This window comes from Aeromonas sp. RU39B (genome assembly GCF_900156095.1).
GTDB lineage: Bacteria > Pseudomonadota > Gammaproteobacteria > Enterobacterales > Aeromonadaceae > Aeromonas.
The window spans coordinates 61,440-75,827 of sequence record NZ_FTMJ01000004.1; the positions used below are offsets into that span (position 1 = coordinate 61,440).

General features: G+C 56.9%; 12 protein-coding genes. 8 read left to right on the forward strand and 4 right to left on the reverse strand.

Features of this window, described 5'->3' with window-relative positions:
- The first annotated feature begins 5 nt into the window (after nt 1–5).
- From zipA to nrdG, 4 genes are all read left to right on the forward strand, one after another.
- Nucleotides 6–1,223: a cell division protein ZipA gene (gene zipA, locus BW958_RS07670; protein WP_076575149.1), complete on the forward strand. Its 1,218-nt coding sequence runs from the start codon at nt 6–8 to the stop codon at nt 1,221–1,223.
- A 78-nt stretch (nt 1,224–1,301) separates the two neighbouring features.
- Entirely contained in the window at nt 1,302–3,314 is a 2,013-nt protein-coding gene (ligA, locus tag BW958_RS07675) for an NAD-dependent DNA ligase LigA (RefSeq protein ID WP_076575150.1), read from the forward strand.
- A 422-nt stretch (nt 3,315–3,736) separates the two neighbouring features.
- Nucleotides 3,737–5,854, forward strand: coding sequence for an anaerobic ribonucleoside-triphosphate reductase (nrdD, locus tag BW958_RS07680; RefSeq protein WP_076575151.1), 2,118 nt, complete (start codon nt 3,737–3,739; stop codon nt 5,852–5,854).
- Between the two features lie 81 nt (nt 5,855–5,935).
- A complete protein-coding gene (nrdG, locus tag BW958_RS07685; protein ID WP_076575152.1) occupies nt 5,936–6,418 on the forward strand; it encodes an anaerobic ribonucleoside-triphosphate reductase-activating protein in 483 nt (160 codons plus the stop codon).
- A 42-nt stretch (nt 6,419–6,460) separates the two neighbouring features.
- Here the strand turns inward: nrdG and BW958_RS07690 are convergent, their stop codons facing one another.
- A complete protein-coding gene (locus tag BW958_RS07690) occupies nt 6,461–7,912 on the reverse strand; it encodes an aminoacyl-histidine dipeptidase (RefSeq protein ID WP_076575153.1) in 1,452 nt (483 codons plus the stop codon).
- A gap of 425 nt (nt 7,913–8,337) precedes the next feature.
- Here BW958_RS07690 and gpt point away from each other — a divergent pair, with 425 nt between their 5' ends.
- Nucleotides 8,338–8,805, forward strand: a complete 468-nt coding sequence (gpt, locus tag BW958_RS07695; RefSeq protein ID WP_076575154.1) for a xanthine phosphoribosyltransferase — start codon at nt 8,338–8,340, stop codon at nt 8,803–8,805.
- Between the two features lie 106 nt (nt 8,806–8,911).
- On the opposite strand, the gene grcA is transcribed toward gpt, so the two are convergent.
- On the reverse strand, nt 8,912–9,292 hold the full coding sequence (grcA, locus tag BW958_RS07700) for an autonomous glycyl radical cofactor GrcA (RefSeq protein ID WP_076575155.1): 381 nt from the start codon (nt 9,290–9,292) through the stop codon (nt 8,912–8,914).
- 412 nt (nt 9,293–9,704) lie between these two features.
- Here grcA and ung point away from each other — a divergent pair, with 412 nt between their 5' ends.
- Both ung and BW958_RS07710 read left to right on the forward strand, forming a co-directional pair.
- Nucleotides 9,705–10,373 (forward strand): uracil-DNA glycosylase, encoded by a 669-nt coding sequence (gene ung, locus BW958_RS07705; protein ID WP_076575365.1) that lies wholly within the window; start codon nt 9,705–9,707, stop codon nt 10,371–10,373.
- Nucleotides 10,374–10,460: 87 nt separating this feature from the next.
- Nucleotides 10,461–11,006, forward strand: a complete 546-nt coding sequence (locus tag BW958_RS07710; RefSeq protein ID WP_076575156.1) for a hemerythrin domain-containing protein — start codon at nt 10,461–10,463, stop codon at nt 11,004–11,006.
- Between the two features lie 56 nt (nt 11,007–11,062).
- Here the strand turns inward: BW958_RS07710 and BW958_RS07715 are convergent, their stop codons facing one another.
- Both BW958_RS07715 and tal read right to left on the reverse strand, forming a co-directional pair.
- Nucleotides 11,063–11,242 carry a DUF3545 family protein gene (locus BW958_RS07715; RefSeq protein WP_076575157.1) on the reverse strand — a complete coding sequence of 60 codons (180 nt, stop codon included), beginning with the start codon at nt 11,240–11,242 and terminating at the stop codon, nt 11,063–11,065.
- Between the two features lie 136 nt (nt 11,243–11,378).
- Nucleotides 11,379–12,329 carry a transaldolase gene (tal, locus tag BW958_RS07720; protein ID WP_076575158.1) on the reverse strand — a complete coding sequence of 317 codons (951 nt, stop codon included), beginning with the start codon at nt 12,327–12,329 and terminating at the stop codon, nt 11,379–11,381.
- A gap of 623 nt (nt 12,330–12,952) precedes the next feature.
- On the opposite strand from tal, the gene BW958_RS07725 reads away from it, so the two are divergent.
- Nucleotides 12,953–14,386 (forward strand): alanine/glycine:cation symporter family protein, encoded by a 1,434-nt coding sequence (locus tag BW958_RS07725; protein WP_076575159.1) that lies wholly within the window; start codon nt 12,953–12,955, stop codon nt 14,384–14,386.
- The last annotated feature ends 2 nt before the right edge of the window (nt 14,387–14,388 follow it).

Below are 14,388 nucleotides of genomic sequence, written 5' to 3' on the forward strand. Positions count from 1 at the left end.
AGCTAATGCAGGAATTGCGTTACATCTTGGTTGCCTTGGGCGGGATTGCCATCGCGGCATTGCTTATTCACGGTCTTTGGACCAACCGAAAAAACCGCAAGGTTCCCATCAAGGAGAAGCCGCTCGGTCGGGTAGAGTCCCGTTCGCGCGGTGATGACAGCTTCGATGACGAGGGTGTCGGTCAGGTGCGTGTGGTCAGCAACCGTCGCGCCGAACCCAAAATCCAGCCGGAAGAGCCCAAGCCGGCTCGTCGTGCGCCTCCGATCTATCGCCGTGAGGAAGAAGAGGACGACGAGCTCGACGATCTGCCGCCGCTGCGCCACGACGTAGAGCCGGCCGAGCCGGTCAGCCGTGCGCCCCGTGCCGAGCCTGCCTATGCCCAGCCGCGTCAGGGCGATCTCCCGCGTGCCTCCGATTATGCTGCCGCCCGTCAGGAGCCGCTGCCGCGTGCTTCCGATTATGCTGCCGCCCAGCGCGAGCCGGCGCCGGTTGCCCGTCAGCCCGAGCCCGTCGCGCCTCGTCAGATTGATATTCCGGTCTATGGCCAGCCGCGTGCTGCCGAGCCTGCGCCCCAGCTGCGCGAAGAGGAAGAGCAACTCGAGCAGGTCCCGACCCGCAAGACATCCGCCGTTATTCGTCGCAATCCGGTGCAGCCGCGCTCCCGTCCACAGCGTGAGCCGGTGATGGGGGCGCCGGTATTGGAAGAGGAGAGCGTTCAGCTCGCCGAGAGCTATGCCGCTGCCTATCAGGAAGAGCCGGCCGCCCCTGAGCCGGTGATCGCCAGAGCGCCGGTCGAGAAGATCTGGCAGGATGTGTATGTCATCAACCTGATGGCCCGCCCGGGCCGCGAACTCGATGGCGCATCGCTGCTGGCATCCCTGATGGCAACCGGCTTCAAGTTTGGCGAAATGGATATCTTCCACCGTCACGAGTCGCGTGATGGCCACGGCGAGATCCTCTTTTCGATCATCAACATGGTCAAACCCGGTACCTTCAATCCGTATCGGATGGAGCAGTTCAGCACGCCGGGCGTCTCCCTCTTTATGCAACTGCCGCTGCGTAACAACGCTGCGCTGGCATTTGAAGAGATGCTGCGCACCGCTGATCAACTGGCCAGCGATCTTGATGCCATGCTGACCGATTCATCGCGTAGCCCCCTGGGTGATGACAGTGTGGATCGTTATCGCCGCGAACTGGCTGCCTACGAGGCCAGCCGAGCCTGAGTCGGCCGCCAAGAACGTTGAACACACGATGCGGTACCTGGTACCGCATCGTCATTTCTGAAACCCGGAAACCACATCATGAATGAACTGCACGCCCGTCATCAGACTCTGTGTGAGCAGCTGACCGAATACGGTTACCAGTACTATGTGCTGGATACCCCCACTGTGCCCGATGCCGAATATGATCGCCTGATGCGCGAGCTGCTCGAGCTGGAAGCGGCCCATCCTGAGCTGAGAACGGCGGCCTCGCCGAGCCAGCGGGTGGGGGGCGCTGCGCTGACTGCCTTTGCCGAGGTCAGTCACGAGATCCCGATGCTGAGCCTCGACAACGTCTTTAGTGACGACGAATTGCTCGCTTTCGATCAGCGCATGCAGGACCGGCTCAAGCGACCACAAACGTTCACCTTCTGCTGCGAGCCCAAACTCGACGGTCTGGCGGTCAGCTTGCTCTATGAGGCGGGTGTGCTGGTTCGTGCGGCGACCCGGGGTGATGGCAGCACCGGGGAAGAGATCACCGAGAATGTACGGACCATTCAGGTGATTCCGCTGCGCCTCAAGGGCGACGGTTGGCCGGCGCGCCTGGAGGTGCGCGGTGAAGTCTTTATGCCCAAGGCCGGTTTTGATGCGCTTAATGAGCGTGCTCGCGCCAGTGGCGACAAGGTATTTGCCAACCCGCGCAATGCGGCGGCCGGTAGTCTGCGTCAACTCGATTCACGCATCACGGCGACTCGCCCGCTGGCGTTTTACGCCTATGGGGTCGGGATTGGGGGTGATGAACTGGGTGATTCCCACCACGGCCGGCTGTCACGGCTCGGACAGTGGGGCTTGCCTATCTGCCCGGAGGTAAAGCTGGCGCAAGGGGCTGCGGGGTGTCAGGCATTTCACGACGATATCCTGAGCCGGCGCGATGCGCTGCCCTACGAAATCGACGGGGTGGTTTACAAGGTTGACGACATCGCCCTGCAGCAGGAGTTGGGGTTTGTGGCCCGCGCGCCGCGCTGGGCAACGGCGCACAAATTCCCGGCCCAGGAAGAGATGACCGAGCTTGAGAACGTCGAATTTCAGGTCGGTCGTACTGGCGCCATTACCCCGGTGGCCAAGCTCAAGCCGGTGTTTGTCGGTGGTGTGACTGTCTCTAACGCCACCTTGCACAACGCCGACGAGATTGAACGGTTGGGGGTCATGGTGGGTGACACTGTGATTGTGCGCCGCGCCGGGGATGTGATTCCGCAGATCGTCTCGGTGGTGGAGGCGCGCCGTCCTGCCGATGCGCGTGCGATCCTGTTCCCGGATGCCTGCCCGGTGTGTGGCTCGGCAGTCGAGCGTATTGAAGGCGAAGCGGTTGCCCGCTGCTCTGGTGGCCTGTTTTGCGGCGCCCAGCGGGCGGCGGCGCTTAAGCACTTTGCAGCGCGCCGCGCCATGGACATCGAAGGGCTGGGCGACAAGATCATCGATCAGCTGGTGGAAAAAGATCTGGTGGCCACCCCGGCCGATCTGTTCCGACTCGATGCCAAAATGCTGGCCGGTCTAGAACGGATGGGGCCCAAATCGGCCCAAAATCTGGTGGAGGCGATCGACAAGGCGCGCTCGACTACGCTGCCACGCTTTTTGTTTGCGCTCGGTATCCGTGAAGTTGGCGAAGCCACGGCACTGAATCTGGCCAATCACTTCCTGACGCTGGATGCACTGCGCGCGGCCTCGGTCGAGCAACTGCTCGAGGTGGCGGATGTGGGCGACGTGGTGGCCAAGCATGCGTGGTTCTTCCTGCGCCAGGCACACAACATCGAAGTCCTCGAGGCGCTGCTGGCTGCCGGTATTCACTGGCCGGCCATCGAAAAGAAAGAGGCGACCGAGCAGCCGCTGGCAGGCAAGACCTTTGTGCTGACCGGCACGTTGACGGTGTTGTCGCGTAACGATGCCAAAGCTGCGCTGCAGGCGCTGGGCGCCAAGGTGGCGGGTTCGGTATCGGCCAAGACCGATGTGCTGGTGGCGGGTGAAGCAGCGGGCTCCAAGCTGGCCAAGGCGCAGGAGCTCGGTATCACCATCTGGAGTGAGAGCGAACTGCAAGCCGCGCTGGGTTTGCCAGCATAATGGTGAGGGTGGCACGAGGTGTCGTGCCACCTTTTTTGCTACTGAAGCCCTCGCTGTGTCGTCTTCTGACTCAGCTATTTTTTTTCCAACATCTTGCATTTCCCCCAGCCCTTGCCAACTCTAGCCTGCCCGCCATTGGGTCTTAATTGAGGCTGATTGCGCATTGCGCAGGATTTCAAAAAGCTGACCTGGATCAATATTTCCCCCCGTCCTTTGGTGCTTAATGGCCACAACATATAGTTGCGCATTTAGATTTTTCACCTATATGTTGTGTTTATAAGCTGTGCATAAATCAGTCTTCGCCCTCGCCGTGCCCGGAGTTCCACCTGACCGGGCATGGTTTGCTACGTCTAGGAGCGGATGGCGAAGGACCAATCAAAGGTGATGCCGACACACGTTCGGCCATTTACGGGGAATGAACCATGAAACCGGTTGTGATCAAGCGCGATGGTTGCCGCGCACAGTTCAATGCCAATCTGATTACCGAGGCCGTATCACGCGCTGCCGAAGCGGTAGGTCAGCCCCAGCGAGCGCTGGCGGAGCGTATTGCTGAGCAGGTGAGTCGCGAGCTCGATGGTCGCACTGACGTGGACATTCACGAGATCCAGACCCGGGTGGAAGATCACCTGATGTCGTCTGATCACAAAGAAATTGCCCGCGTCTACATCGAATACCGTCACGACCGGGATCGCGAACGCGAAACCCGTGGCAATCTGGCTCGTGAAATTCGCGGTCTGGTCGAGCAGACTAACGCTGCCCTGCTCAACGAAAACGCCAACAAAGATTCCAAGGTGATCCCGACCCAGCGTGACCTGCTGGCGGGGATTGTGGCCAAGCACTATGCCACCACCTACATGTTGCCCCGTGATGTGGTTCAGGCCCACGACAGTGGTGCCCTGCACTTCCATGATCTCGACTACTCGCCTTTCTTCCCGATGTTCAACTGCATGTTGATCGATCTGAAGGGGATGCTGACCCACGGCTTCAAGATGGGCAACGCCGAGATTGATACTCCCAAATCGATCAGCACCGCCACCGCCGTCACGGCCCAGATCATCGCCCAGGTGGCTAGCCACATCTATGGCGGCACCACCATCAACCGCATCGATGAAGTGCTGGCTCCGTATGTGACTATCAGCTGGGAGAAGCACCGTAAAGTGGCTCAAGAGTGGGGTATTCCTGATGTGGATGGCTACGCCATGGCCCGCACCGAGAAAGAGTGCTACGACGCATTCCAGTCCCTCGAATATGAGGTAAACACCCTGCACACCGCCAACGGGCAGACGCCGTTTGTGACCTTCGGGTTTGGCTTGGGTGAGAGCTGGGAATCGCGCATGATCCAGCGCTCCATCCTGCAAAACCGCATCGCGGGTCTTGGCAAGAACCACAAGACGGCGGTGTTCCCGAAGCTGGTGTTTGCTATCAAGGACGGGCTCAACCACAAGGCTGGCGACGCCAACTACGACATCAAGCAGTTGGCGCTTGAATGTGCCTCCAAGCGTATGTACCCGGACATTCTGAACTACGACCAGGTGGTCAAGGTGACCGGCTCGTTCAAGACCCCGATGGGTTGCCGCTCTTTCCTCGGCGTGTACGAGGAGAATGGCGAACAGGTACACGAAGGGCGCAACAACCTCGGTGTAGTCAGCCTCAACCTGCCGCGTCTGGCCCTGCAGTCCCGCGATGAGGCCGATTTCTATGATCGCCTCGACGCCTTGCTGCGCACCGCCAAGAAGGCGCTCATGTACCGCATCGAGCGTCTCAATGGGGTCAAGGCACGGGTTGCTCCGATCCTCTATATGGAAGGTGCCTGCGGTGTTCGTCTGAAGGCCGACGATAACATCAGCGAGATCTTCAAAAACGGCCGCGCCTCGATTTCTCTGGGCTACATCGGTGTGCATGAGACCGTGAACGCGCTCTATGGCAACGGTACCCATGTGTTTGACAGCGAAACCCTGCGCCAGAAAGCCATTGCCGTGGTGCAGCGCCTGCGTGACGCGGTTGAGGAGTGGAAAAACGAGACCGGTTACGGTTTTAGCCTCTATGCCACCCCGAGCGAAAACCTCTGTTCGCGCTTCTGCCGTATCGATACCAAGGAGTTCGGTCTGGTGGACGGTGTCACCGACAAGGGTTATTACACCAACAGCTTCCACCTCGATGTGGAGAAGCAGGTCAACCCGTACGACAAGCTGGACTTCGAGGCGGCCTATCCGCCCATCTCCACCGGCGGCTTTATCTGCTATGGCGAATACCCCAATATCCAGCACAACCTGGAAGCGTTGGAAAACGTGTGGGACTACAGCTATCAGCATGTGCCCTACTACGGCACCAACACACCGATTGACGAGTGCTACGATTGCGGATTTACCGGTGAGTTCGAGTGCACCTCCAAGGGCTTTACCTGCCCACGCTGCGGTAACCACGATCCGGCCAAGGTCTCGGTGACCCGCCGTGTCTGCGGTTATCTCGGTAGCCCGGATGCGCGCCCCTTCAACGCCGGCAAGCAGGAAGAGGTCAAGCGCCGCGTCAAACACATGTAACCACTGAACGTGTGACTGGCCCCTGTCAGCAGGGGCCTTTTTCATGGTGCCGGTTCACGGCGGCAAGACAGGAGAGTGAGGATGCACTATCACAAGTATTACCCGGTCGATGTGATTAACGGCCCCGGCACCCGCGCCACTCTGTTTGTCTCGGGCTGTGAGCACCAGTGCCCCGGATGTTATAACCAGTCCACCTGGCGACTCGATGGCGGGCATCCGTTTGATCAGGCAATGAGCGATCGGATCATCGCCGATCTCAATGACACTCGAATCAAACGCCGTGGCCTGTCACTTTCGGGCGGCGATCCGTTGCATCCTGCCAACGTGCCAGATGTGCTGGCGCTGGTGCAACGGGTGCGTGCCGAGTGTCCCGGTAAGGATATCTGGTGCTGGACCGGTTATCGGTTGGAAGCGCTGACCGAAGCGCAGCGCGAAGTGGTCAGTCTGATCGATGCGCTGGTGGATGGCCGCTTTGAAAAGGCGTTGGCCGACCCCGGATTGGTGTGGCGCGGCAGCAGTAACCAGATCATCCATCGCTTTCGGCTCGAAGACGAGCTGGCATAAAAAAACCGGGCTACGTGGCCCGGTTTTTTATTCGGCGATCCCTTACTTGGCGGGGATCTGCTCCAGCACATGGGTCAGCAGCTGCCAGAAGCGCTCGACTGCCACGATGTGCACCTTCTCGTCAGGGGAGTGGGCGCCGCGAATGGTCGGGCCGAACGAGACCATGTCCCACTCGGGATAGGCGCTCTTGAACAGACCGCACTCGAGACCGGCGTGGATCACCATGATGTTCGGACGGCTGCCAAACAGTTGCTGATAGGCGTCGCGAACCAGCTCCATCACCGGCGAGTTGACGTTGGGCGCCCAACCCGGATAGGCACCGGTAAACTCACAGCTGGCGCCAGCCAGGGTGAACAGAGAGCGAGTCATCTGCTCAATCTGGTCACGGCCGGAGTCGATCAGCGAGCGGATCAGGCACTGCACATAGACCTCGTTATCGAGGGTCTTGATAACGCCAAGGTTGGTAGATGTTTCTACCACGCCGGTGATGCTATCGCTCATACGCATTACGCCGTTCGGGCAGGCCATCAGCGCGTCGAGCAGGCGATCGCGCAGGGATGCCGACATCACCTGGGCCGGGGCCGCAGTAGCGTTGAGCAGCACCGTCAGGTTCGGCTCGGTCGCCGCCAGCTCGGTCTGATAGATGCCGGTGAAGCGATCAACCAGCGCCTTGAATTCGGTCACGTGGCCGGCCGGTACCACCAGAATGGCACTGGCTTCACGCGGGATGGCGTTACGCAGGGTGCCGCCCTGAATGTGGGCCAGTGCAACGTCAAGATGGGCCGCCGCTTTGAGCAGGCGCACCAGCAGTTTGTTGGCGTTGCCGCGACCGCGGTGGATATCACCACCGGAGTGACCCCCCACCAGACCCTTAACCTGCAGCTCGAAGGCTTCACCGCTTTGGGTTGCCACGCGCTCAAGCGGGAAGCGAACATTGGCATCCACGCCACCGGCGCAGCCCATATACACTTCACCGTCTTCTTCGGAGTCGGTATTAATGAGGATTTCGCCTTCCAGCCAGCCGGCTTCCAGACCAAAGGCACCGGTCATGCCGGTCTCTTCGTCGCTGGTCAGCAGCACTTCCAGCGGGCCGTGCTTGAGGCTCTTGTCGGCCAGTACGGCCAGGCAGGCGGCCATACCGATACCATTGTCGGCACCCAGCGTGGTCCCACGAGCTGTGACCCATTCACCATCTACATACGCATCGATGGGATCTTTGGTGAAGTCGTGCGGGGTGTCGGCATTAGCCTGCGGCACCATATCGATGTGGGCTTGCAGTACGACCGGTTTGCGATTTTCCATCCCTGCGCTGGCCGGCTTTTTGATAAAGAGGTTGCCAACCTTGTCCTGCTTGATGGCCAGTCCTTCGGATTTGGCCCAGTCGATGATCCAGTTGGACAGCGCCTGTTCATGCTTGGAGGGGTGGGGAATAGAGCAGATCTTCTCGAAGAAGTGCCATACCAGAGAAGGGGAGAGAGAACTCAGCTGTGCCATGTGATGACTCCTTATGGCAGGAAAGGATGCAAGGTGCAAAAGATAATACAGTCAATGAGCCAAAAAGGTGAGTCGGCACTCCAATAAAAAGGTCATAAATGCCAGGCGGGTCAAAAAACCTTTCAGACATCATGGTTGTTGGCTTTTTATCCAGTCAAAAATACTGGCGTACCTCATTCACGGCCTATTAGCTGCGCGCAGCGCACCTCAGCGGAGCTGAATGGATAACAGCTGACGCAAAGTGGCCACTGTTTTGGGGGAGCCGCTGGAAAAACGATTGTCGTCTCTTTATAATCCGCGGCAACTTAATTACCCCTGCACGTCCACAGCAGCGCCAGCCTGGATACCTGAGCCGGCCTTTTGTCGCACCTGCAGGATTTTGTTTTTCTGCGCCCCGAGCGCCAGCCCGCTCTCCCGAGGTCATCATGCCGAAGAAGTTTTATGTGTCGTGGGATAACCTGCAGCGTGAAGCACGCCGTCTTGCCCGCCGCCAAATGCCTGCCAACCAATGGAAGGGTATCATCGCCGTTAGTCGCGGTGGTCTGGTTCCGGCAGCCCTGATGGCTCGTGAGCTGGGTATCCGTAATGTCGAGACACTGTGCATCTCCAGCTATGACCACAGCCATCAGCGCGAGCTGGTCGTCGTCAAGGCCGCAACGACCGCCGGCGACGGCGAAGGATGGTTGGTTGTGGAAGATCTGGTAGACACCGGTACTACCGCCAAGGCGATTCGCGAGCTCTACCCCAAGGCCAAGTTCATCGCCATCTTCGCCAAGCCGATGGGCGAAGCACTGCTGGATGATTTTGAAGTCGCTATCCCGCAGGACACTTGGATTGAGCAACCGTGGGACATGGCGCTGGAATTTGCCACCCCGATCTGCGACGAAGAGTAACTCTCTCTTTGCCTGTGACAACGGCCCCTTGTGGGCCGTTTTCTTTTTCACCGGGCACAAAAAAACGAGCCACCCGAAGGTGGCTCGTCATCGTACCCAAAGCGGATTAGAGGCTGTTGGTAAAGGTACGGGTGATGACGTCGCGTTGCTGCTCCGGGGTCAGGGAGTTGAAGCGAACGGCATAGCCGGATACGCGAATGGTCAGCTGCGGATAGTTTTCCGGATGCTCGATAGCATCTTCCAAGGTTTCGCGGCTCAGTACGTTAACATTCAGGTGTTGACCACCTTCTACCTTCGGCGCGGCTTGAACCGGCACTTCACGATATTCGAAGCGGCCCATATCGGACAGTTTGACCAGTTCGTCTGTGGCAAACACATCTTCTTTTACGCAGATGCAGCGGGCTTCCTGATTGGCGTCATCCAGCAGCCAGAAAGAGTTGAGCAGTGCAGCGTTGTCGGCCTGGGTGATTTGAATGCCCTTGATCATGATACGTCTCCTGTTGAGAGCGGATGATTGTAAGGAAGTTACCCACACACTTTTCTAAAAAAGGGTGCTTGCCTTACACCTTATCGATTTGATGCCCGCATATATATCATGGTTGTAAGTCTACATAAATTGACGCAGATCAATAAAATTGCGTAAAGCTCAGGTGGTTACACCTTAAATCATTGAGATTAATCAATAAAACAGGGTTTATTTCAATAATCTAAGGTGTATTAAAAGTATATCAAATCATATTATAAGTTGTAAATTTACCACATCATTAGCGTTGTCATTGTAAAAGTTAGCCGAATTCACCGTTTGGTATGGCCAATTATCCGAGCCCTTGGTTGCACCGGGCAACCAGCACACCTTATGCTGGCAGGATCATAGAGAGTTCAACGTGGAGAGAGTGAGCGTGCAGACGTGGCGTGATGTTCTGGGGGCAGAAAAGCAGCAGCCCTATTTTCAGCAGACTCTGGCAACCGTCAAGGCGGAGCGTGATGCGGGCCATGTCATCTACCCACCGGCTGCAGATGTCTTCAATGCCTTCAAGTTTACCGAACTTGCCGATGTGAAAGTGGTGATCCTGGGGCAAGATCCCTATCACGGACCGAACCAGGCGCACGGTCTCTGTTTTTCGGTGCTGCCGGGCGTACGTACTCCGCCGTCACTGGTCAACATCTACAAGGAGATGGCGCGGGATCTGCCCGGCTTTTGCACGCCCAACCACGGTTTTTTGGAAAGCTGGGCCCATCAGGGAGTGCTTCTGCTCAATACCGTGCTGACCGTTCAGGCCGGTATGGCGCACTCCCATGCTCATCTGGGGTGGGAAACCTTTACGGACAAGGTGATTGAAGTCATCAATGAAAACTGTGAAGGGGTGGTGTTTTTGCTGTGGGGCTCTCATGCCCAGAAGAAGGGGCGCATCATCGACCGGCAGCGTCATCACGTGCTGATGGCTCCGCACCCCAGCCCCCTGTCGGCGCACCGAGGCTTTATCGGATGCGGACACTTCTCCGAAGCCAATCGCCTGCTTACCGGGCAGGGACGCACACCGATCAACTGGCACAGTGTCTGCGAATAGATTGACAGGGTTCAAGGTTAGTACACTTATTGAGCATATAATACGGAACAGATAGCTCTTTATAATCAAGCGCAAAGGAGTGCTGTTATGCTAGCGAATCTGCATCAGGAACACCTCAATATCGCCAAACTACTGGGGCTGCTAAAACACGAGCTCAATACACTGCGTCATGAAGAAAAGGTCAGTTATCAGCTGATCCACGATGTCGTCGAATATTTGCGCGAAGTGTCCGACAAGCGCCATCACCCGCAGGAAGACATGATCTATGACTACTACCTCAAATATCGCGTAGTCGATGGTGAGGTCAGTCATCGCTTGCGTGAAGAGCACAACAAGCTGGTGGAAGCGGGTATTGAGCTGATGGAAATGGTGGACATGATTTTGATGGATGCCGTCATTCCGCTGGATCAGTTCATGGCCAAGCTAGAGCTGTTTGTGGAAGCGCAAGAGCGGCATATGAATTATGAAGAGAACGTGATTTTCCCGCGATTGCGTGAATCGTTGACCGAGGATGATTGGCGTCATCTGGAGCAAAATTGGCTGATCCACTCCAGTGCCGATCCCCTGTTCGGTCCGCAGGTTGCCCAGCATTTCAGAGACTTGGCGAGCCGCCTCTCCTTGCAGCCCCATTAACTCGCATCATAAAAAACCCCGCCAATGCAGCGGGGTTTTTTATTTCCAGTTGTCGGTTAGAAATCCAGCTCATCGTGACCGCCATCATAGGCGATATCGATCGATTGCAGCTCCTTTTGCAAACGGTGCTTATCCTTCAGAGCCTCGATTTCCCTCCATTTACGTTTTTTTCCCGTGCTGCGGCTACGTGAACCGAGCTCAACTACATCTTCAAAATCGAAGTCGAACCTTTCCATGGTCCCCTCCCGGGTTTTTTGTAGTTTTCAACACCGATATATCACAGCAGGTTTTAATTTGAAACGTTTTCGTGACGTTGTGATGACAAAATAAAAGGGCGGTCTCAGACCGCCCTTGGTGTCATTTGAAATAGGCTCAGAGCTTGCTGGCCAGCATGGCTTCCAGCTTGCCTTGGTCCACAGCAAACAGGCGAATACCTTCGGCTAATTTTTCAACAGCCATGGCATCTTGGTTCAGTTCCCAGCGGAATTGGGCTTCACTGAGCGGGGCCGGCTTGGGCAGCTGAGTACCGGTGTAATCCAGCTTGCGCACCACGGCGCCTTCGCTCTTGCTGAGCTCCTCCAGCAGCGCCGGGCCGATGGTCAGGCGATCGCAACCGGCCAGTTCGATAATTTCGCCGGTGTTGCGGAAGCTCGCGCCCATCACCACGGTGTGATAGTCGTGCTGCTTGTAGTAGTTGTAGATGCTGGTGACCGAGACCACGCCCGGATCTTCGGTAGCGACGTAGTCACGGTTGTTCTTGGCTTTGTACCAGTCAAGGATGCGGCCAACAAACGGGGAGATAAGGAACACACCGGCTTCGGCGCAGGCACGGGCCTGAGCGAAGGAGAACAGCAGTGTCAGGTTGCACTGGATACCCTCTTTCTCCAGCACCTCGGCGGCGCGGATCCCTTCCCACGTCGAAGCCAGTTTGATCAGAATGCGGTCGTTGCTGATGCCGGCTTCGTTATACAGGCGCATCAGCTTGCGAGCCTTGGCGATGCTGGCATCGGTATCAAACGAGAGGCGGGCATCCACTTCAGTGGAGATGCGACCCGGGACGATTTTGAGGATTTCCAGGCCGATATTGACCGCCAGCTTGTCACCGGCATCGATGATTTGCTGTGCCTTATCATGGCTTTGCGCCTTGGCCCAGGCGATGGCATCGGCAATCAGGGCAGCGTACTCCGGAATTTCGGAGGCCTTGAGTACCAAAGAGGGGTTGGTGGTGGCATCAATCGGCTGGTAACGCTTGATGGCTTCGATGTCGCCGGTATCGGCAACCACGGTGGTCAGGGCTTTGAGCTGGGTTAATTTATCGGCCATGGTTGTATCATTCTCTTGGGTCGCAGGGTTAACCTGCCGGATGGTCCGCCTGATTTATGAAAGCCGGTTACAGTTTCCGCGGCAATGGACCCCGGCGGGACAGGCCAGTTCAGACTGGCAAAGATGTCCGCCTACTTAATACCTCTGGCCGTCACCTCGCAAGAGGTGAAACTGCTCACACTTTGTCCGGCTGTTGGTGGCAGAGCGGAATAAGTGACACAACGTAATGAAAAACAAAGAGTTTATGACATGAAAACAGAGCATCTGAACACTGTTGTATGCGTGTTATTTTTTGATGAGAAATAAGTTTTGTGATTATGGTCACCAAAATAGTAATAATGGCCACTTGAAATTTTCTTACAGGTAAACGTTTTGCTGAAATCGCTCCGATCCCGTTACAGGCAGCACCTTGCTAAACACAGGGTTACGATTGTTAGGAAGGGGATATTGATGTCAAAAACAGTAGTTTTTATCAATTTTATGGATAAAAAAACTACATTATGTGTAAGTTTGTCACTGCAAATGCTAGGAGCCCTAGTGGCGCTGTGCTAAATTCCAGCGTTTAAACCACACAACACACACCTGACCGGGATCAATTCCGGCCCAATAACAACGAGAGAGTTATGGACACACTGATCGCGCTGCTCAACGACCTGCTCTGGGGCGCCATCCTTATTTATTTGCTGATAGGCGTTGGCATCTTCTTCACCATCCGGACCGGATTTATTCAGATCCGCCACTTCGGTCATATGTTTTCGGTGCTAAAAAGCAGCCGTAATGCCGACAGTGCCGGTATCTCTTCGTTCCAGGCGCTGTGCACCAGTCTGGCGGCACGGGTCGGAACCGGTAATCTGGCCGGGGTGGCGGTGGCCATTTACCTGGGTGGCCCGGGCGCTATCTTCTGGATGTGGCTGATTGCCTTTATCGGCATGTCCACTGCCTTCGTCGAGAGTGCGCTGGCGCAGCTTTACAAGGTCAAGGACGTCGAGGGTAACTATCGCGGTGGTCCTGCCTACTACATGGAAAAGGGGCTGGGCATGCGCTGGATGGGGGTGTTGTTCTCCCTCTGCCTGCTGCTCGCGTTTGGTCTGGTGTTCAACGCAGTCCAAGCCAACTCCATCAGCGTGGCGATGAAGGTGGCATTCGGTGTACCGGACTGGATGAGCGGCGTGGCGCTGGTGCTGCTGACTGCCCTGATCATCTTCGGCGGGATCCGCGGCGTTGCCCGTTTTGCCGAGCTGGTTGTGCCGTTTATGGCGCTCGCCTATATCGCCATGGCCCTGTTTATTGTGGTTAGCCACATCAGCGACCTGCCGGCGGTTTTCTCTCTGATCATCAAGTCTGCCTTCGGGATTGAACAGGCTGGCTCTGGCGCTCTCGGTTATGCCGTTTCTCAGGCCATGATCAACGGTATCAAGCGTGGTCTCTTCTCCAACGAAGCGGGGATGGGCTCGGCTCCCAACGCCGCCGCTACGGCCACACCTTATCCGCCGCATCCGGCCTCTCAGGGCTATGTACAGATGCTGGGGGTGTTTGTTGATACCATCGTCATCTGTACCTGTACCGCCGCCATCATCCTGCTCTCCGGCCAGTTTGAGCCGGGCAGTGGCATTACCGGTGTCGAGTTGACTCAACGTGCTCTCTCGTCCCAAGTGGGCAGCTGGGGTAACAGCTTTATCGCGGCAGCGATCTTCTTCTTCGCCTTTACCTCCATCGTGGCCAACTACTCCTACGCCGAGACCAATCTGGTGTTCCTCGAGCACAACCATAAGGCCGGTATTCTGCTGTTCCGTCTGGTGGTGTTGGCAATGGTGATGTTTGGTTCGGTGGGCGAGCTGCCGACTGTCTGGGCCATGGCGGACGTGTCGATGGCTCTGATGGCTATCGTCAACCTGGTCGCTATCCTGCTGCTCTCTGGGGTGGCCATCAAGCTGGCCAAGGATTACAACGACCAGCTGATGCTCGGCAAGGTGCCAACCTTTGATGCCAACAAATACCCGGAGCTGCGCAGCCAGCTTGAACCGGGTATCTGGGATCAACCTGAGAAACAGGGTTAATC